Raw genomic sequence first — 20,931 nt, 5'->3', positions numbered from 1 at the left:
ATATCCTTTATTATAGCATAAAGCTAGCGTATTCTATATTACAAAAAAGTAATGATTTCCTTTGATTCGATAATGATTTACAGTTCATCCTTTAAGGATTGACTATCGATTTTCCTCATCTTTAAAAGTTTCTTTTGAATCTTATTTAATTTTTCAGCTTGGCTATTTTCATAAAGAGACATTAACCAAGAAGGAAGAATTTGCCAGGAAAGTCCAAAGGAATCCTTACACCAGCCACATTGTTCTGCCTCTGGCACTGCTGATAGGGCTTGCCAGTATAAATCAATCTCATCCTGACTGTCACAAAGGATCATAAAGGAAAAAGCCTCATTAAAAAGCTTATCGCCAGTATAAGCATGATCCATCAGAACCAAACGATTACTTCCCAAATTCAAGGACGCATAGGAAACCTTTGCGCGTGCTTCATGAGCTTGACCTTCTTGATAAAGAGCGATGCTTTCAATAGAAGTATCAAAAAGAGCAGCATAGAAATCCAAGGCTTCGCTGGCCTTGCCACAGTTTTCCGAAGCGAAAAGAAGGCAAAAATCAAATTGATAGAAAGACTCCTGATTTTCATCTAAAAGCAGCTGCCAAGTCACACCAAAAGCATCCCGAACCCAAGCGTAATAAGGATTAAAAGCATACTCTTGCAAGGGCATTAAAAAATCTCCCTTTTTCATAAAGGCTTGGTAAAGGCGGAGCACTTCAGCGCGTGACGAACAGGTAACCATAATTGAGACAGATTCATTCAACTGATAGTATGGCCCTGCTGAGATAGCTGAAAAAGCCTGACCATCAAGCTCAAAAGCTAATAAATCACACTCCCCAGAAGGTGTGTCCTTAATAGAATACTGCCACTGAAGCCGGCTGTTTTCAAAAAGAGAACAATAAAAAGCCACAGCTTCAACAGCATTGTCATCAAACCATAAATGAGGAACACATTTCATATAAGACACCAATCAAACTTTCTTAAAAATATCCTGAACTCATCATACCCTATTAGTCCTAAAAAAACGAGAAATTTGAGTCGTATTATTTGTTGCATAATTATAGTTATGTATACATTGTAATGAAGAGATTTTTTAATAATCAATAATGATTACAAATTCAAGATTAGAGTTAAAGTTATAAATTCAAAAAGCCTCTAATGAGGCTTTTTAGGGATAAGATTCAAAAACCAAATGAAATTTCATTAACCAATATGCTTCAAAATAATCTTAGATAAGTTTTCCAATCCTGCTGGTGTTGGAACATAGGCATTAAATGGAATATTATCTACCGGTTTTTGATGTGGCTCTGCATATTCAGTTATAGGTTTAAAATACATTTTTGTTTGTGGACTAACAAGGTACAAATCATAAAAATTCTTATTGACAATATTTTTAGCATCACTGGTTGTTGTGGCATCGACGTGAATCTCATGTCCTTTTTTTTGCAATAAATCCGTTACCTTTTTAGCCATCAGCGAAGAAGACATCCCTGCGTTGCAAAATATCATTACTTGTTTCATCATTTATCTCCTACTATTATTCGACTTCTAATTCAGACTGTTTGATAGCTGCTTTTTTAGCGACAATAACGAAAGGCCAATAGAACAAGCCTGTCACAATTAAGATGATTATTTGTAAAATAACAACTTTAATGTCTCCCTGTGAAGCCAAGAATCCGCTAATGAGGGGTGGTGTGGTCCAAGGGACCATGACCGTCAGTGGTTTTACAAATCCAATGACAGTTGCAAAATAACCAATTATGGCTCCAATAACAGGACTTAATACGAATGGGATAATCATTGGTAAGTTGAAGACAATTGGAAATCCAAAGATGATCGGTTCATTAATTTCAAATAAGCCTGGTCCAACAGATAATTTGATAATATCTTTGAAAGGTTTATAATTAACAGCCAAGAGTACGATTAAGATTAATGCAAAGGTGCCACCTGTTCCACCCATTTGAGCATAGCAAGTTTGGAAAGCCGAGTTTAAAATATGTGGGGCTTCTTTACCTGCTTGAGCAGCTGCCATATTTTCGTTCATATTTAAAAGCATCATTGGTTCTGTTAAGGTTGAATTAATGACAGATTGATGGATACCTAGTGTAAATAAGAAGTTACCTGTTGAATAAATAAGCAGATAGCCAAACAAGGAAGTATTTACTCGTCTGAGTGGCTCTTGAACCAAATTCGTAATGATAGTCACCATATCTGTATGGAATAGGTTTAAAAGCAAGGCTGAGATTAAAGCAAAGAAGGAAACGGTAATGATTAAAGGAATCATAGTCGAGAATGATTCTCCAACTGCCGGGGGTACATCTTCTCCCAAATTAATTCTAAACTTATTACTTTTTGCTAAAGCTATAAACATTTCCGTTGCTAACATTCCTATGATGATTCCTGCAAAAAGTCCTTTTGTACCAATTTCATCAAAAGTGACTAAGCCAGAAACATCTACTGCTTTTTTGGCTGCTAATGGTAATATCGATTTTTCCATAGGAAGCATGACAAATAAAGAGGCTAGAGATACCGCAATAGAACTAATGGGTTTGTCAAAGTCACGATGAAGAGATAGGAAATAAGCAATACATGGTGTTACTAATAGTCCTGCGATGTTTAGAGAGCCGTTTGTTAGCATGTTACCATAGGATTGAAATTGAGCTAATGTTTCTCCTTTAAAGAAAGTTGTAAATATAACATTATTTAAAAGAACTGCTAAACCTGCCAAAATAAATAGAGGCATAATGGTTGTGAAAGCATCGCGCAATGTTCTCAGATGAATCTGATTGCCAAGTTTAGCTGAAAATTCTGCAAATTTTTCTAAAAATTTGTCCACTTTTGAATTGTTTCCCATTTCTAGACTCCTTTAATTCTTATAGAGTGATGCACCATTACTTGCTATCACTTCTTTAAACCAAGCGTAGCTCTTTTTAGGAACGCGTTTCATATCTTTTAAGTCTTGATTACTACGATTGACATAAACTAAACCGTAACGTTTTTCCATATCGCCCTTAGAACTTAAAATATCGATCAAGCCCCATCCAAGATAACCTATGATTTCGACACCATCCTTATTCATGGCATCATACATTGCTTTTAAATGGTCTCTATGATAGTCAATTCGATAATCATCTTGGATTGGATTTTCACCGTCCCAAGTCTCTCTGACGCCTATGCCATTTTCGATTGGGAAGACTGGAATGTGATATCTCTGATAAAGTTTGTTGAGAACATCTCTGAAACCTTGAGGGTCAATTTGCCAAGCCCATTCCGTGGTTCCAATATATGGATTTTCGACTTTACCAAAGTCAAGATAAAAATTTGGCGCGGTTCCATCTGGAATTAGCTTTGCTGAAATGGTTGTTGAACTATAATATGAAAAGCTCATAAAGTCGCTTTGCATCTTGCTGATGCTTTCCATCTCACCTTCAATAATTCCCATATCAATGCCATTATTTTTTGCATAAGCTAAATGTTGTTTGGAATAACGTCCATTGACAAAACATTCTACTAAAGTATGGTTTACAAATTCATCCCATTCTCGAGCTACTCTCACATCTTCAGGATCACAAGTTGCTGGATAAACTTCAGAATAGGCAAGCATACCGCCAATTTTAGCATCGGTCTTTTCATGAATATAGTTACAAATTTCAGCATGACAAACCATGACATTATGAGCTATTTGATAGAGATCTTGTATTGATTTTTCACCTTGTTCATAACCTGAAATGTTAAAACCTTCGCTGAAATGGAAAATATTTTGCTCATTAAAAGTAATCCAATATTTGACTTTTTCACTAAAACGATCCACCATTTCTTTACCAAAACGGATGAAAGCATCTTTAACATGTTTTGACATAAAGCCGTTATAGTCTCTGGCTAAATGTAAAGGCATATCAAAATGATATAAACAAATCATAGGCTCTATGCCACGCGCTATTAGATCATCAATAAATTGAGAATAGTAGGCAATACCTTCTTCATTAAAATCGCCATCACCATCTTTTACGACACGGGACCAGGAAATTTGGAAGCGATACATATTCATTCCTAAATCTTGCATAAAATCAAAATCTTGTGTGTAATGATTGTAATTATCATTAGCAAAATGCCAATCACTTAGACCATCCTTAGGTTCTCTGATATCGTAGACTGATAATGACTTTCCACCTTGGTTCCATCCACCTTCGGTTTGCATACTGGAGACCGAGTTTCCCCAAAAGAACTTTTCCATTTTTTTCTCCTTTTTATTTTTGTAATCGTTTTCAATATCAGTATATAAAAAGAAGTGCCCTTTGCATAGGTCACTTCTTTTTCATGTAAAGGCGGTCCTTTACATAAACTATTACTTATCTAAAATCAATGTAATTGACAGTTGCTTTATCATACCTTGCTCTTGTTTGTGAATATTCAAAGGGTCTACCATCTTTTAAAAAGACAACTTGTTCGATTTCCAAAACAGGGTCATTTGTCTGACATTCCAAATAATCATGATCAAACTGATCTGGTTTATCTGCTCTGATTTGTCGTATAGCCGATCCAATTTCAAGCTTTAAATCTTCTATAATATATTGGTAAATGGAATTGTCTAAAACAGTATCCGTAATATTTGGAATAATATCAATTGGATATATGGAATACTCTAGATGAAAAGGTTCCTGATTCAAATACCGTAGTCTAATAATGTCAAAAACAGCTTGATTAGATCGTAATTTTAATTTATTCATCTCTTCTTGCTCTGGAAATCTCGCTTCAAAGGAAATCACTTTACTGGACATTTTTCCTTGATTGGAAAAATAACTTGAAGTCCCTACAATTTTACCAACATCAGAACCATATTTATCTTGCTGCAAAACAGGGAATGAAACAAAAGTTCCTTTACCTCTTTTTGAATATAAAAACCCTTCAATTTTAAGCAAATTGATAGCCTTTTGAATGGTCATACGACTAACATGGTATTCTTTTGAGAGCTGAAACTGATCAGGAATCATTTGATCCTGCTTGTATACTTCACTCAAAATTTTGCAACGGATATCTTCTGCAATTATCTCAAATGGGTTCACAATGACACTCCTTATCTTTCAAATACCAGCATTAGGTTACCTAGACTAATTATAGCATAATGTGACACTTTTCTTTTTTCTCTTTCTGAATAAATTTCAATCTCTGAAAGACATTATGTTATTTTTGTATGATTTCACATTTTAAAGGCTTTATTGATGAGCAACGCTATGGTTAATGTATCATTATGAGAAAATAATGATAATTTTTGAATGATTTGAATTGCCTAAATGATAGGCTTTATCCTACTCTTTAAACGATTTTGAATAGTCTATATTTTTAATGATATTATTATTATTAGATTTTTTGTTGACATCCTTATCTTCTGATGTATAATAGCCATAGATGCATTTTGGAGGTGCTTACAATCATGACTTATTTCTTTGGTTTTGGAACGGTAGTTGATACCTTAGCTATTATTTTAGCAGGAATTATTGGTAGTCTTTTTGGACATCATTTAACAGAAAGACATCAAAATAGTTTAACCATGGCTTCTGGTGTCAGTGTTCTTTTTATTGGTATTTCAGGTGCCATGTCTGGCATGCTAAAACTTTCCAACGATTCCTTAACGAATGGTCATACATTACTGGTTGTAGCCTGCTTAGCCTTAGGAGCATTTTTAGGAGAATTACTAAATATCGAAGATAAATTTGATGATCTGGGACATTGGTTGAAGCGTAAAACAGGTAGTCAAAAGGATAATAGTTTTGTGGTTGCCTTCGTAACAGCTACACTCACCGTTTGTATTGGAGCAATGGCTATCATCGGTCCAATACAGGATGGTATGTCTGGAAATCCTTCTATTCTTTTGACGAAAAGCATATTAGATTTTATTATTGTAATCGTCTTAACCACATCTTTAGGGAAAGGCGCAGCCTTCTCAGCTATTCCTGTTTTACTGATACAAGGTACCATTACCTTATTTGCGAAATTGGTAGAACCTTTAATGACAGTTACAGCCCTAGCAAATATCTCGATGATTGGTTCAATCCTCATTTTCTGCGTCGGCTTAAATCTTATCTGGGGCAAAAAAATTCGAGTGGCCAACATGCTACCTGCGCTTTTATTCGCCGTACTAGTCGCTTATCTTTAAGGACAAAAAAACCACCTTCAGGTGGTTTTTTGATTTATGAAGAAATTTCTTTATTTCCAACAATATCATAAGTTACTGTTTTTCCATTTGAAACAAATGTCAACTGTTGTCCAAAAGTAATTTGTTCTAAGCTGACGCCATATTTAAATGACAGTTGAATGATACGTTGCTGAAAATCAGCTTTAGTGAGACCGTATAGTTTTGCAAGATTTTGTAATTTGATTTCATAAGGGTCATCTTCTTCAACTTCTTCAACTTCTTCTTCCTTATCTTCGGAATCTACAGGAGTTTCTGGTATTTCAGATGCATCCGTATTATCTTCTACAGGTTCTGTATCTTTTTCTGTCTCATTATTAGGAACTGTTTCTTCTTCTTTGACTGGTGTCGGTTTGTAATCTTTATTTAAAGTATAGATAATTGGATCATTGACGTTCACTAATTTAAGAGAAACTGATGGTTTATCTGGTACAACTACAATGTCACCTAAAATCATAAAGCGCGTTCTCGGAACCTTATACTGTTTAGCAATATAGTCTAATTTCTCATCATTAGGATCAACTTCCGCTACAAGTTTAGAAAAGTCTACTTCTTGATAATCCAGAGGGAGTTTTATGTCATTTAAAGGAACACGTTTTGTTGTACCATCTTTTAGATAAATGATTATCTCTGAACCAGAACGCATAATATCGCTTGTTTGATAATCTTTCTTAGCTTTCCCCATCTTTAATTGCATAATCAATGTTTCATACTCCTCTTGATCTTCAAACTGACTAGGTAATAGATTTGTTGGAATATCTTTTAATTCAGCAGTATGGGTATGATTACCATGAGGAATAATGACTTTATTTCCAGTAACTTTAAGTTTTTCTACCGGAACATTATTTTGTAAAGCTAAGTATTGAAGTTTTTTATCAATTTCTGCTTTACTATATTTTGTTTCATCCACTTTTACAATGTCACTATCTTTAGCATTAATGGCATCTTGGATTTGTTTTAATTCACTATCTTCTAATTCACTAAATGGAATATAGTGTTCATGGCCCTCATGATCAGCAATAACTCCTTCATCATCATAAGAGGTTATAGAATCTATTGAGAAGACATAGCCATCATCAGTACTATATGGTTTACCATCTAATCCTTGTTTCGTTTTCTTAATCGAACCATCTAATAAATCCAATTTTTTCTTATCGTTTTTATCAGGCTGAATTGGTTTTGGATCAATTGGTTTAGGTGTCTGATTGCCATTTAAACCTAAAAGTTGGTCCGCAAGAGCTTTTTCAACGTGATTTTGACCAGATAAATGCATTCTTGCTAAGTAAATTTCTAATGGTGATAGTTGATCCTCTGGAACAACATGCCAATGATTACCATGAGGAATAACATAGCCACGACTGGTTAACTTAGTGACTTGATTAGGATCAAAAATAAGACCGTCTTCTTCCTTATGACGTTTATTTTCAGGCTGTTGATAAAGTTTTTGCAACAATTCTTGATATGTCATAACTGTTGATGAATTGTTCTTATCAGGATTTTTTGGTTCAACAGGTGTAATTGGATTTGGATGATGTGGTGCCGGAACTGGATGATTGATAGCTGGTGGATAATAAATTGGTGTATTGGGATGATTACCATTACCACCATTTTGCCCATGGGAACCTGAACCACCAACATTTATAGGCATCGGATTTGCTACTGGTAATGACGGTTTCGTTGAACCTTGACCAGATTTTGCTGCCCAAAAAGCTTGTGCGGCAGCAAGTTCACTTGGAGATAAGTCTGCTTTAGGAATATAATGGAAATGATTTCCGTGTGGAACAATATATGCATCCCCTGTATCCTCAATCACGTCCGATGGACTGAAAATGTAACCGTCGTCAGTTGTATAACGACCCTCTTGTTTAGCTGCTTTTATTGCTTGGGTATTCGCAGAACCATGTCCAGAATGTAAAGAAGCCTTGCCTTTTGTTAAGCCTTTTTCCTGAGCTTCCTTTGCACCTTTTGCTGCTTGCTCTGCAATTTGTTCTTTTGTTCTGACATTTTCTCGCTTGCTACCTTCTTTGAGATATAAGTAATAACGACCATCTACTTTAATGATATAGCCGTCTTTAACTTCGTTGATAACATGAGATTGATCAAAGACATAATTTGGGTCCTTCATAATCAATTCTTCGCTGATTAAGGCATTATAAGGCACTTTTCCATTATAATAATGATAATGGTCCCCGTGAGATGTAACATACCCCTTATCTGTAATTTTGATAACAATTTGTTCAGCAGAGATTCCTTCTTCCTGACTAATGGCATCCGGCGATTTGTCAGAAGCATCTTTTTTTACTTTCGTTTTTTGATTTTCACTAATATATGAAATGCTATTTTCATGGTTTTTATTGGCATTGTATTGACCTAATTGGTATCCACAAGCACTGAAAAGAAGAGCTAGAACTGTACCAGTACCAATAAGTTTTTTATGTTTCATGATATCCTCCTATTATTTTAATTCTTGATATAAAATCTCAAGATTTTCCGCAACATTTTCCAAATACGATTTGTTATTCTCAGGATCTGCTTCTAAGGGACTTAACATTTTTAGTTGTGCTCCTGTCGACTTAGCAACTGTTTTTGCCATTTTTTGAGAAACATTTTTTTCAACAAAGACCGTCTTAATTTTATAAGACTTGATGAAATCTCGAATCTCCTTCAATTGTCTTGCTGTTGGTTCTTGTTCAGGTGAAATTCCTGAAATACCTAACTGTTCAAGGCCAAAACGTTTAGCAAGATAAGAAAAGGCTGTGTGTTGTGTCACAAATGTCCTATTTTTAAGCTTATTAAATTTTTCACGATAGTTTTCCGTAATAGCCTTAGCTTCTTTGATAAATAATTTTGCTCTTGCTTGATAATCCTCTTTATGTTTACTATCTAACTGAGAAAGTTTGTCTGCAATTGCTTTTGCTTCCTTAGCCGCTAGGATTGGATCTGACCAGGTATGAGGATCATATAAAGTAGCTGGATCAATACCTTTTCCGACCTCCATATCTTCTAACCCCTGAACTCTATCCAAGGGTAATGATTGAGAAGCTTCAAAAATGGTGACCTTTGAGTGGTGACTACTTGCATCTAAACTACCTGCCCAAGCTTCTAAGGTATGGGAATGATAAATAAAAAGATCCGAATGATAGATAGCTGCGATGTCATTTGGAGAAGGCTCAAAAGCATGAATACCAGAATGCGTTCGAATCATCTTAACATCATTTAAATCCCCCGAAATATATTTTGTCATAGCATAGATGGGATAAAAACTAGTAACAATATGTAAACCATCTCCTTTTTTGGCATGCTGTTTTTGACAGGCAGAAAGTCCAACAAGAAATGGTAGAAAAAAAGTTAAAACAAGTATGAACGATAGAAATTTTCGTTTCACATTAATCTCCTTTCTCTTCTATTAACTTAACCAGTTAAGTATAAGCTTGAAAAATCCTTTTGTCAAGAAGAAAATGAGAAAAATGTGTTTTAAATAAGAAAAAATCTTCATTTCACTATCGAAATCGACTAAAAAATCTTTTATTCATCAAAAAAAGATGACAATATGTCATCTTTCATTGTTTATCCTATTAAATTTCTAAAAAATTCTACGATTTGTTGCCAAATGCTTTTACCCGTTTCAATAGCCTTTGTGGAATCAAAATTGAGATTGATATCTTTAAAAGTAGAACCTGATTTAGATACAATAGAATCTTTTAAGGATTGTAGGGTATTGGTAAAGTTGGTGTTGCTAATAACACCACTATTTGACAAATTTACAGCAAAATTGACAATCAGATTAATCTGATCCGATGACATGGCATCTTTTATCCCATATCTGTCCAATGTCTCGTTTACAATTTTTTGAACATCTTCTTTTGTGAGGTTTTTTCCGCCTTCTGCGACAGCTTTCTTAATATCTGTTAAAGCAACATTTAGCTTATCAGCATCATAACCTTCTTTACCTGCATTGGCTTCATTAATACCAGATAAGGTTGATAATTCTTCTTGTGCCAGGTCTTTATTTTCTTGAGGAACAGTTGCCCCATTTTCTTCAAGAGAATAGTAAATTCCCGCTAAAGCCGATTCTCCCGTCACTTTTATAGGCGAAGCTACACTAATGTTGGCATGTTCAATGCCTAAGGTTACCGCAGCATTTCGATACATGTCCTCTGTAACTTTGGTAATATTTTCAGGTGTCACAATTGAAACCTTCAAGACTTCCTTAGCACCTAATTTCTCAATTTTGACTGATGAGTACAATTGGATGCTTGGATCATCCGCCACATTCATGATTTTCGCATAGGCACTTGTATTTAAGGTTTTGATTTGAGTGTCACTGCCTTGATTATAATTCAACAGGGAAAGAGTTTGATTTCTTTGTTCTTCACTTAAGGAATAGCCAAGCACATAATCAGGTTGAACATAGGCTTCATTGATGACAGACTGAACATCATTACTTGCTGCAGATGCCGTTGAAACGGTCATTCCAGAAAAGAGGATAAGACCTGTAAGCATTAATTTCTTTTTAAACATGAGTATCTCCTTTGAATTCTAGTCATTACCCATAACAGTCAATGATAACTTCGTTTTTCATAAATCCAATGACCTCATTATAGCATGTTCTCCTTTAAATAACGCTTAAAAAACTTCAAGCAAGTGATGACAGATAGGTCAAACATAAGAGAAAAACCAGGAGTTATCCTGGTCTGTGTCTTATTCATGTAATTCTAAAGGTAGACCATCCGGGTCAAAAAAGAAGGTCATCTTTTCCCCGGTATAATCATCATAACGGATTTCTTCAACTGGAATTCCTTTTTCCTTTAATTCGTCAACATAGCCTTCGATATTGGTAACATAAAAAGCAAGATGTCTTAAGCCACAAGCTTCGCGATCACATTCAGGACGACCCACACGTTTTGGAGGAGCTTGATAATGAGGATCTTTTTTTGAATTACCAAAAATCTCTAATTCAATGTCCCCACATTTTAAATCTAATTTATAATCATGTCGTTCTGGACGGTGGTTTTCTCGGATAACCTCAAATCCAAGTTGATTAACATAAAAATCTTTGGATTTTTCATAATCTGATACGATAATGGCCACATGGTGGACTGCTTCTAATTTCATTTGCACTCCTATATTTTATGAAAATTTTATTTAAATGTTTTAGAAGCTAAGACGAAATGTCATAGCTTCTAATTCATTATTCAACTGCAACTTGATTATAAGAATGATTAAAAGCATTCATGACTGAATCAGGAGCATCTTTATATGCCATTCCTTTTTTTAGTTCACCTTTAACTACGATTCGTTCAGTTGCTTCTGCATCTGTACAAGTGACTAAGGTAATTTCACTTTTTCCTAAAGTATCTTCAATGACATCAATTCGCTCAGGGGTTACTGTTTCAATTGAAACAATATCATATTGAAAAATATTCTCCTTATCAGTAACAAGGATTTTCATCCCTTTTTTTGCTTTCTCTAGAGGAGAAAACAACATTTTTGAAGAACCAGCTATTCCAAAGATATGGTGACTTGCTAGAGCATAATTATTTTCTCCACCCATAACTTGATTCTCTTTCATAGTTCCAGCACCATAAATTAATTCTGTATTACCCACTCCCTTAAATATCGGTAAATTAATACCAATATCTGGTATTGCAATACCACCTATTACAGGTAACTTTTGTGAGGCCATTTGGGCTTGTAATACTGAATCAGTAGAAATTGGTTTAACAGAATCAAAATTAAAATTCCCTTTAGATTTTTCATTCTGTTTTATGGTTTTTTTAGAAACATGTTGTACTTGGTATTTATTTGAATTCCAAGCAATCATTGAGTTTCTAATTGTTTTGTTGAACATAAGTCCTAAACCAATAATTAATAATATGATAGCTATGAGGTTGCGAGAACGCAAATTCCCTTTAATATTTTGTAAAAACTTTTTCATCTTCACTCCTCATTCATTTCTTCAGAAGGTGAATCTAATTTAACCTTCTGTTCTTCTGCTAATTCTGGCTCATCCTCCTCAGGATTAACCAAAGCGAAGGTTACAATTTTCGCATCTTGGTCCAATCTCATGACCTTAACACCAAGTGTGGCCCGTCCAGTTTGTGACACATCAGAAATATGAGTTCTAATGATAACCCCTTTATTAGTGATAATCATGATATCTTCTTGTCCAGATACTGTCACAAGTCCTGCTATTGGACCGTTTTTAGCTGTGATATTGGCTGTTTTAATCCCTTTACCGCCTCGGCCTTTAGTTGGATACTCACTGGCTAAGGTCTTCTTCCCATAGCCATTTTCAGTGATAATGAGAACTTCTTGATCATTAGTAATACGAGCCGCTCCTACAACTAAATCTTGGTCACGTAATTTAACGCCACGAACACCTGTTGCAGAACGTCCCATTTGACGGATACTTGATTCATTAAAACGAACCGAATAGCCTAAACGCGTTCCAATAATAATATCTTCCTGACCATTAGTCATTAAGACATTAATAAGCTCATCTCCTTCTTTCAGGTTTAGAGCTCGTAGACCATTTTGTCTGATATTGTGAAACTCTGATGCATTGGTTCGCTTGACAAGACCTTGTCTTGTAGTAAAGAAGAAATATTTACCTTCAATATCTTCACGTTTTGCTTTGATAATAGTTTGAATGGTTTCTTCTTCATCGAGTTTTAATAAGTTGACAACTGGTAACCCTTTGGCTGTTCTACCATATTCTGGTACTTCATAGGCCTTGAGACGATAAACACGCCCCTTATTAGTAAAGAAGAGTAAGGTATCATGAGTACTTGTTGAAACGAGCTCTTTGACAAAATCATCATCATTGACGCCTGTCCCTTGCACGCCACGTCCGCCACGTTTCTGAGCACGGAATTCATCTTGAGCGAGACGTTTAATATAGCCTTTATTCGAGAAGGTAATTAAGACGTCTTCTTCTTCAATCAAGTCCTCGTCTTCTAATGACAAGACCTCACCAATCATGAGTTCTGTGCGACGTGCATCAGCATACTTGCGTTTAATCTCATCCATTTCTTCAATAATGATTGCTTTAACACGCTCAGGATTAGCAAGAATATCAGTCAAATCATCAATTAAAGCAATCAAATCATCATATTCAGATTGAATTTTATCACGTTCCAAACCTGTCAAACGACGCAAGCGCATATCAAGAATGGCTTGACTTTGTCTTTCGGAAAGGTCAAAACGAGACATCAATTCAGTTTGAGCAATCACGTCTGTTTCACTATTACGAATAATAGCAATAACTTCGTCTAAATGATCTAAAGCAATTAACAAACCTTCCAAGATATGAGCACGGGCTTCGGCTTTATCTTTGTCGAACTGCGTCCGTCTTGTGATCACTTCTATTTGATGTTTGATGTAATTATCAATGATTTGTCTTAAGGTTAGAATTTTAGGAACGCCATTTTCAATGGCTAACATGTTAAAACTAAAATTAGTCTGAAGGCTTGTTAGTTTGAAGAGATTATTCAAAATCACATTGGCTGACGCATCACGTCTCACTTCGATAACAAATCGAACACCTTCTCTGCTAGACTCATCACGAACAGCGGTAATGCCATCTAAACGTTTTTCTTGTGCTAAACGTACGATATGCTCATGAACTTTAGTTTTATTAACACCATATGGGAATTCTGTAACAACAATGCGTTCTCGACCAGTTGACGTTGTTTCAATTTCGGTCCGTGAGCGAAGAACAATGGATCCTTTTCCAGTATCATATGCTCTATGAATACCAGAACGCCCCATAACCAATGCTCCTGTTGGAAAATCGGGTCCTGGGATGACCTCCATTAAATCACGCGTTGTACAATCTGGATTTTGCATGACCATCTTTACAGCTTCAATTGATTCTCCTAAATTGTGAGGAGGAATATTAGTTGCCATCCCGACAGCAATACCTGTTGCACCGTTTACCAAAAGATTAGGGAAACGCGCCGGTAAAACAAGAGGTTCACGCTCGCTACCATCGTAGTTATCTTGGAAATCAACTGTGTTTTTATTAATATCTTTTAATAACTCGAGGGCAATTTTACTCATACGAGCTTCTGTATAACGCTGAGCAGCTGCTCCATCTCCGTCCATAGAACCAAAGTTTCCATGACCATCGACAAGCATATGACGGTATGACCACCATTGTGCCATCCTTACCATTGCTTCATAAATAGAAGAGTCCCCATGTGGATGGTATTTACCCATAACATCACCGGTAATACGTGCAGATTTTTTATGGGGTTTATCTGGCGTTACGCCGAGTTCATTCATTCCATATAAAATACGACGATGAACTGGTTTTAGACCGTCTCTAACATCAGGTAAGGCACGAGCGACGATAACACTCATTGCATAGTCAATGAAAGATGTTTTCATCTCACTGGTTAGATTGACATCAATTAAATTTCTATCTTGCATTTAAGGAATGCTCCTTTTCTAGTCAAAACTCTATTACATTATACCATAAAATCTTTATTTATCCTATTTTGCAACCGCTGTCAGAAAACTATTTTCATTATTTTCGTGAAAGTCGTGACAAACTATTCACAAAGTGTTAAAATGAATTTGTATGGGCCACTTGCCTAAAAAAATTAAGGAGATGTTTAGAAATGACTGCAACTAAACAACACAAAAAAGTAATCTTAGTCGGTGATGGTGCTGTAGGGTCTTCTTACGCTTTTGCACTTGTTACTCAAAATATTGCACAAGAACTTGGAATTATTGATATTTTCAAAGAAAAAACTCAAGGAGATGCTGAAGATTTAAGCCACGCTTTAGCCTTTACATCACCTAAAAAAATCTATGCTGCTGAGTATTCAGACTGTCATGATGCTGACCTTGTTGTCTTGACTGCTGGTGCTCCTCAAAAACCAGGTGAAACTCGTCTTGATCTTGTTGAGAAAAACCTTCGTATCAACAAAGAAGTCGTAACACAAATTGTTGCTTCTGGTTTCAACGGTATTTTCTTAGTAGCAGCTAACCCTGTAGACGTTCTTACTTACTCAACTTGGAAATTCTCTGGTTTCCCTAAAGAACGTGTTATCGGTTCAGGTACTTCACTTGATTCTGCTCGTTTCCGTCAAGCGCTTGCTGATAAAATTGGTGTTGATGCTCGTTCCGTTCACGCATACATCATGGGTGAACACGGTGACTCAGAATTTGCAGTTTGGTCACATGCCAACGTTGCTGGTGTAAAACTTGAACAATGGTTACAAGATAACCGCGACATTGATGAACAAGGTTTGATTGATCTATTTGTATCAGTTCGTGATGCAGCTTACTCAATCATTAACAAAAAAGGGGCAACATTCTATGGTATTGCTGTTGCTTTAGCCCGTATTACTAAAGCTATCCTTGATGATGAAAATGCAGTACTTCCACTTTCTGTTTTCCAAGAAGGCCAATATGAAGGTGTTGAAGATTGTTACATTGGACAACCAGCTATCGTCGGTGCCTACGGTGTTGTCCGTCCAGTAAACATTCCATTAAACGATGCTGAGTTGCAAAAAATGCAAGCATCTGCAAAACAATTAAAAGATATTATTGACGAAGCTTTTGCTAAAGAAGAATTTGCTTCTGTTGCTAAAAACTAATCAAAAAAAGAGGTCTAAGACCTCTTTTTTTTATCGCTTTTCATAAACGAGCATGGCAATACCATCTGTTACTGTTGATTCTATCAAGCGTAACTTGTGTTCTATACTTTGACCTTTAAATAAGGGGCGCCCCTGACCTAAAATTGTTGGTATTATCCCAATCACATAACGATCAATTAAGTCTTCTTCGATCATCAATTGCAAGAGATCAGCACCTCCAAAAAGCCATATGGGGCCTCCAACTTTTGCTTTTTCCTCTTTCACAACTGCGACTATGTCTTTTGTAAAGGTGAGATTGGGATATGACGTTTTTAACTCATGATGACTGGCAACATAAAAGTGCTTATCTTGATAATCCTCGATGTCTTCAAGGGGACAGTCTTCGTAGGCTTTTCTTCCCATAATGACAGTATCACATGATTTAAAAAATTTAGGGTTATCAAATTGTTTAGGACTATCATATGCATCAGTTCCATGATCTTCAATCCAATCATAAGAACCGTCTTCTCGAGCAATAAAGCCATCTAAGCTCATTGCAATATTAACAACTAATGGTCTCATTATTTCCTCCTAAAAAAGTGTCCAAAGATGGACACTTTTATCATATCATAGCTGACTTTATTTTGCGCCTAAAGCTGCCATTGTAATATAGTTGTATGGTTTGTTGAAATGTGGTAGGAAGAAGATATCCATTAAAGATAGCTTTTCAATGGTTACTTTTTCTTGAATGGCTAAGGAGAACATGTGAATCCCCATTGAAACATCTTCTTTTGAAACCATTTGGCAACCTAGGATGACACGACTGTCTTTATCGTAAACAATTTTGATAGCCACTTCGTGGTTGTCGTGTTTAATAAATTCTGGTTTTTGTAAATCATTAAATCCGGTTTCTGTAGCATTATAACCAGCATCTTTAGCTTTTTCTAGTGTTAATCCAGTTGAAACCATGTTTAGTCCATAAATTGAAATGCCATTAGAACCTTGAACACCCGCACCTTCAAGTTCATGTCCACAAGCATTGTGAGCTGCAACAATTCCTGTACGAACTGCATTTGAAGCAAGGGCAATGTAATTGACATCATCTCTTGAATTATCGTAAACAGTTGCACAATCTCCAATTGCATAAACATCTTTCATGCTGGTTTCTTGTTTTTTATCAACGACCCAAGCACCATTTCGGAATGTTTCCAACTGACCACGACCAAGAGCTGTATTTGGACGGAAACCAACTGCCATAATGACCATGTCGACATCAAAGCTGTCTTTGTCAGTTACCAAGCGCTCTACTTTTCCATTGCCTTCAACTGCCTTTACAGCTTGCCCAAAGGCTAATTGAATACCATGTTCTTCAAGATTTTTACTCATCAAATCAGTGAAGTCACGGTCATAGTAACCACCCATACAAGTTTCTGCAATATCAACAAGTACAACTTCTTTTCCTTTTCTTTGGAAAGCTTCCGCTAATTCGACGCCGATATATCCAGCCCCTACTACTGCCACACGATTAATTCCAGGCTTTTCCAATTTCTCAATAACTTCGGCTGAGTTTTGGTAGAGTTTCACAAATTGTAGGTTTTCTAAGGTAGCTTTAAATTCACGTGACCCTTCAACAATTTCAACACCTTTAATTGGGGGAATGATAGGTTGAGAACCTGTCGCAAGAATTAATTTATCATATGATTCAACGTGTTCTTTACCATCTACAAGAGCCGTTACTTCTTTTTTATCGTAATCAATGTTTAAAACAGGTGATTCCATATAAACTTTTGCACCCATTGATTCAAGTTCTTCTTTATTTGAGTAGAACAAGCCTTCTGGACCATCAATTTGTTCGCCAATCCATAATGCCATCCCGCAACCTAAAAAAGAAATATTAGAATTTTGATCAAATGTAACAATTTCATTTTCTAATCCATAGTTACTTAGCATGGTTTTGATAGCTGCAGTTCCAGCATGATTTGTTCCAACGACAACGATTTTACTCATATCTATTTGTTCCTCTTTTCACAATATTTTTATTTAGGGTTTCATTATAACACAGGAATAAAACGCTTCCAAGCATTATGCTCACAAATCGTTACTTTTTTCACTCAATAACAAATTCTGAAAAATCCCTAAATAAAAGCATTTTCGCGCTTTAGTTCATAAATTCACAATATTTCGATTATTTGTTTGTGATTTTACAAACTAAAATAGCTGATTTTGTGAAAAAGTTTATCATTTCCGAATGTTTCTAAAAATAAAAAAACACATTAATATCAATGTGTTTTTTAAAATTTGTAGGATTAAAATTTAGATAATAATTGTATGAGGTAATAATTAAAATGAACTTCTCGTGAATAATAAATATTACCACCATTTTGATAAAGTTTACCGCCATAGAGGAGGGCAATTGGATGGTAATATAAATACATTTTTCCATCCTTATTCCCTAAACTTGGAGCTACAACACTTTTAGAATAATGACTAGCCAAAGAGATGGTGTTGTCACCACCATTTTTTGCCACATAATCAATGTAAGCTGTTCCAAAATTGTAAGCTTGTACTGCAGTCCAAGAGTCTACTCCAGCTTTCTCAGCTAAAGTCAAATTCTCAGACAAGAGTTTGACACCGTGTTGAATACTAGATTGACTGTCGGTAATTGAGTTAGTCACACCACTACTACTTTCGCTAGATTGCATGACATCTGCCTGACCACCTTTTGTTTCTGTGTAGATCATTGCTAAAACTAAATTAACATTGGCAGTCGTATCATTTTCAGCCAAGGTTTTTTCAACCATTGGTTTGTATTGCATGACATTTTGTACATTTTGATGTGTTATATAAGCTTGATAAAAACAAAAAATCAGAAAAGCTAGAAAAACAACACGCTTTAAAAATTTAAACATTTATTTACTTTTAATATCCTCGATATTCTTTATTAAGATTGAATAAGTCCCGTCATCATTCATCAAAAATTCAACAGATTCCGCATCTTGATAGACAGCATTGGGAACAATCAATTCAATACCATTTGACAAGGATAATTTTTGACTTTCCAATTTCTTAATCTGTCTTGAAGAGTCGATATCACTAACAGTAATCTTTTCTGGAATTTTTTCCTTAACTTGATCAACAAAAGTTAGACGGGCAGTCAAATTATCTTCAAATAACTGATCCGCTAACTTTTCAGGTGAAAGTTCTTCATCTTCATCTAAATTTTTGTAAATAGCAGTTTTCATTTTTGATTGAAAAGCAAAATCATCTTGGTTAAAATTTTCAGCAATTTTTTGAGCTGTTTGTTCAATGGTTTTGATTGATTTTTTTACGGATTGTTCAGGAGTGACTTTTAAAAGGGTTTCCGAAAAATAATGTTCAAAACTACCATTATGTTTTACTCTTTTTTCAATTAAGTAGAAGTTGCCAGTGTCTAAATTGATGACTAATGCTTCGTCTGGAGCCTGAGCAGCACTTGGTAAATTATTTTGAGTGATACTGAGTGGGTTGTCCTGACTATCTGAAAGATGAGCAAACGATTCTTTTAAGGTCAGTCTCAAAAAAGCAAAATAGTTTTGGCCATCTTTGTCAAACTTGATGAAAACAAGATCGTTTGTTTTTTGATCTTCCGAAATGACAAAAGCTTCCTTCCACATTTGGGAAATCGATTGACTGCTTGCCATAAAATCATCAGTAATAAGTGTGTAAAAGGGATTGTCTGACTTAAATTGGCCTCGTTTGGCATCCTCGGAAAAAACTTTTGCAAGTTTTTTTCGGAAGTATTCGTCAATTCTAGGGGTCACCGTAATTTCAGTTTCACCAAATAAAATAGCTGTATCATTCGGTGAAAACTGATGAATGATGATCTTTCGTATATAGATATCTAACATATTTTAAAGGTTCTCATAGAGTGGGAAACGATCAGTAATGGTTCTCACTTCTTGACGCACTTCTTCTAAGATAGATGAATTATCATGGTTTACAAGTGCTTTAATAATTAACTGAGCAATCTGTTGACTTTCCTCAACTCCCATACCACGACTGGTTATGGCTGCACATCCGATACGAATACCAGAGGTTTTAAATGGGGATAAGGTTTCAAAGGGGATTGAGTTCTTGTTTAGGGTAATATTAACCTCGTCAAGAAGATTTTGAGCTGCTTTCCCACTTTCAATAACGCCTGTTACTTCCACAAGGAAGACATGATTATCTGTGCCTCCAGAAATAAGGCGGAAGCGATTGTCCTCTGCAAAAACGTTGGCCATAGCAGCTGTATTTGCGACGACTTGTTTAGCATAATCTGTAAAGGCTGGGTCTAGCGCTTCTTTAAAGGATACCGCTTTAGCTGCAATAACATGTTCTAAAGGTCCCCCCTGCAATCCAGGGAAAACAGCAGAATTAATTTTCTTAGCCAATCCTTCATCATTCGTTAAAATCAAACCTCCACGAGGACCTCTTAAGGTTTTATGGGTTGTTGAGGTAGTGACATCGGCATAAGCTACTGGACTAGGGTGAAGGCCAGTTGCAACTAAACCAGCAATATGGGCCATATCAACCATAAGATAAGCGCCAACCTCATCTGCAATTTCACGGAATTTTTTGAAATCAATGATGCGAGAATAAGCTGATGCACCAGCAACAATCAGTTTTGGTTTAATTTCCTTAGCTTGTTCTAAAATGGCCTCATAATCTAACATTTCAGTTTCTTTATCTACCGAATAGCCAACAAAGTTATAAGTCTTTCCTGAAAAATTAACAGGTGACCCATGTGTCAAGTGACCACCAGCCGCAAGGTCCATGCCTAAGACTGTATCACCTGATTCAATTAAAGCCATGTAAGCCGCGGCATTTGCCTGACTACCAGAATGAGCTTGAACATTCGCAAATTTTGCCCCAAAAAGTGTCTTGGCACGTTCAATGGCTAAATTTTCAACAACATCTACCCATTCCGTTCCACCGTAATATCGTTTACCAGGATAACCTTCAGCATATTTATTTGTTAATAAGGTTCCTTGGGCTTTCATGACAGCTTTGGAAACGACATTTTCTGATGCAATCAGTTCGATATTATGTTCTTGTCTTTCTTCTTCGGCATGAATAGCATCCCAAAGTTCTTTATCATATTCTTGGAAATTGTCTTTATCAAAAATCATATATTACTCCTT

The 20,931-nt window shown here is 35.7% G+C and carries 18 protein-coding genes; 2 read left to right on the top strand and 16 right to left on the bottom strand.

Annotated features, from left to right (window positions below; all coding sequences use genetic code 11):
• Positions 1–77: 77 nt before the first annotated feature.
• The 5 genes from DQM95_RS04880 to DQM95_RS04860 form a co-directional block, all read right to left on the bottom strand.
• Positions 78–947 carry a VOC family protein gene (locus tag DQM95_RS04880; protein ID WP_037592189.1) on the bottom strand — a complete coding sequence of 290 codons (870 nt, stop codon included), beginning with the start codon at positions 945–947 and terminating at the stop codon, positions 78–80.
• Positions 948–1,192: 245 nt separating this feature from the next.
• Positions 1,193–1,510, bottom strand: coding sequence for a PTS cellobiose transporter subunit IIB (locus DQM95_RS04875; RefSeq protein ID WP_037592191.1), 318 nt, complete (start codon positions 1,508–1,510; stop codon positions 1,193–1,195).
• 16 nt (positions 1,511–1,526) lie between these two features.
• Positions 1,527–2,843: a PTS sugar transporter subunit IIC gene (locus tag DQM95_RS04870; RefSeq protein WP_037592192.1), complete on the bottom strand. Its 1,317-nt coding sequence runs from the start codon at positions 2,841–2,843 to the stop codon at positions 1,527–1,529.
• A gap of 12 nt (positions 2,844–2,855) precedes the next feature.
• Positions 2,856–4,223: a glycoside hydrolase family 1 protein gene (locus DQM95_RS04865; RefSeq protein WP_037592193.1), complete on the bottom strand. Its 1,368-nt coding sequence runs from the start codon at positions 4,221–4,223 to the stop codon at positions 2,856–2,858.
• 115 nt (positions 4,224–4,338) lie between these two features.
• Positions 4,339–5,052, bottom strand: a complete 714-nt coding sequence (locus DQM95_RS04860; RefSeq protein ID WP_037592194.1) for a GntR family transcriptional regulator — start codon at positions 5,050–5,052, stop codon at positions 4,339–4,341.
• A gap of 368 nt (positions 5,053–5,420) precedes the next feature.
• Between DQM95_RS04860 and DQM95_RS04855 the strand changes: the two genes are divergently transcribed.
• Entirely contained in the window at positions 5,421–6,143 is a 723-nt protein-coding gene (locus DQM95_RS04855) for a DUF554 domain-containing protein (RefSeq protein ID WP_037592195.1), read from the top strand.
• A gap of 34 nt (positions 6,144–6,177) precedes the next feature.
• Here DQM95_RS04855 and DQM95_RS04850 read toward each other — a convergent pair whose 3' ends face one another.
• The 6 genes from DQM95_RS04850 to gyrA form a co-directional block, all read right to left on the bottom strand.
• Positions 6,178–8,622 carry a pneumococcal-type histidine triad protein gene (locus tag DQM95_RS04850; RefSeq protein ID WP_037592196.1) on the bottom strand — a complete coding sequence of 815 codons (2,445 nt, stop codon included), beginning with the start codon at positions 8,620–8,622 and terminating at the stop codon, positions 6,178–6,180.
• Between the two features lie 12 nt (positions 8,623–8,634).
• Entirely contained in the window at positions 8,635–9,564 is a 930-nt protein-coding gene (locus DQM95_RS04845) for a metal ABC transporter solute-binding protein, Zn/Mn family (RefSeq protein WP_037592197.1), read from the bottom strand.
• 182 nt (positions 9,565–9,746) lie between these two features.
• Positions 9,747–10,700, bottom strand: coding sequence for a DUF1002 domain-containing protein (locus DQM95_RS04840; RefSeq protein ID WP_046391275.1), 954 nt, complete (start codon positions 10,698–10,700; stop codon positions 9,747–9,749).
• A gap of 180 nt (positions 10,701–10,880) precedes the next feature.
• The gene (gene gloA2 / locus DQM95_RS04835) at positions 10,881–11,294 is read right to left on the bottom strand and encodes an SMU1112c/YaeR family gloxylase I-like metalloprotein (RefSeq protein ID WP_037592199.1); all 414 of its coding nucleotides are present in this window, start codon (positions 11,292–11,294) and stop codon (positions 10,881–10,883) included.
• A 76-nt stretch (positions 11,295–11,370) separates the two neighbouring features.
• The gene (locus tag DQM95_RS04830; RefSeq protein ID WP_037592200.1) at positions 11,371–12,117 is read right to left on the bottom strand and encodes a class A sortase; all 747 of its coding nucleotides are present in this window, start codon (positions 12,115–12,117) and stop codon (positions 11,371–11,373) included.
• A 2-nt stretch (positions 12,118–12,119) separates the two neighbouring features.
• Entirely contained in the window at positions 12,120–14,615 is a 2,496-nt protein-coding gene (gene gyrA / locus DQM95_RS04825) for a DNA gyrase subunit A (RefSeq protein ID WP_111685956.1), read from the bottom strand.
• A 191-nt stretch (positions 14,616–14,806) separates the two neighbouring features.
• On the opposite strand from gyrA, the gene DQM95_RS04820 reads away from it, so the two are divergent.
• The gene (locus DQM95_RS04820) at positions 14,807–15,790 is read left to right on the top strand and encodes an L-lactate dehydrogenase (protein ID WP_012658381.1); all 984 of its coding nucleotides are present in this window, start codon (positions 14,807–14,809) and stop codon (positions 15,788–15,790) included.
• Positions 15,791–15,820: 30 nt separating this feature from the next.
• Here the strand turns inward: DQM95_RS04820 and DQM95_RS04815 are convergent, their stop codons facing one another.
• The 5 genes from DQM95_RS04815 to glyA all read right to left on the bottom strand — a co-directional run bounded on the left by DQM95_RS04815 (position 15,821) and on the right by glyA (position 20,919).
• Positions 15,821–16,351 carry a dihydrofolate reductase family protein gene (locus DQM95_RS04815; RefSeq protein WP_037592201.1) on the bottom strand — a complete coding sequence of 177 codons (531 nt, stop codon included), beginning with the start codon at positions 16,349–16,351 and terminating at the stop codon, positions 15,821–15,823.
• Positions 16,352–16,408: 57 nt separating this feature from the next.
• Entirely contained in the window at positions 16,409–17,776 is a 1,368-nt protein-coding gene (gene nox, locus DQM95_RS04810) for a H2O-forming NADH oxidase (RefSeq protein ID WP_037592202.1), read from the bottom strand.
• A 299-nt stretch (positions 17,777–18,075) separates the two neighbouring features.
• Positions 18,076–18,678, bottom strand: a complete 603-nt coding sequence (locus tag DQM95_RS04805) for a lysozyme family protein (protein ID WP_012658378.1) — start codon at positions 18,676–18,678, stop codon at positions 18,076–18,078.
• Complete coding sequence (locus DQM95_RS04800; protein WP_037592204.1) at positions 18,679–19,656, bottom strand: nucleoid-associated protein; 978 nt, start codon at positions 19,654–19,656, stop codon at positions 18,679–18,681.
• A gap of 3 nt (positions 19,657–19,659) precedes the next feature.
• The gene (glyA, locus tag DQM95_RS04795; protein ID WP_037592206.1) at positions 19,660–20,919 is read right to left on the bottom strand and encodes a serine hydroxymethyltransferase; all 1,260 of its coding nucleotides are present in this window, start codon (positions 20,917–20,919) and stop codon (positions 19,660–19,662) included.
• Positions 20,920–20,931 lie beyond the last annotated feature (12 nt).

The sequence above is a fragment of the Streptococcus uberis genome, assembly GCF_900475595.1.
GTDB classification, from domain to species: Bacteria; Bacillota; Bacilli; order Lactobacillales; family Streptococcaceae; genus Streptococcus; species Streptococcus uberis.
This window is presented reverse-complemented; position numbering and strand designations above follow the sequence as displayed.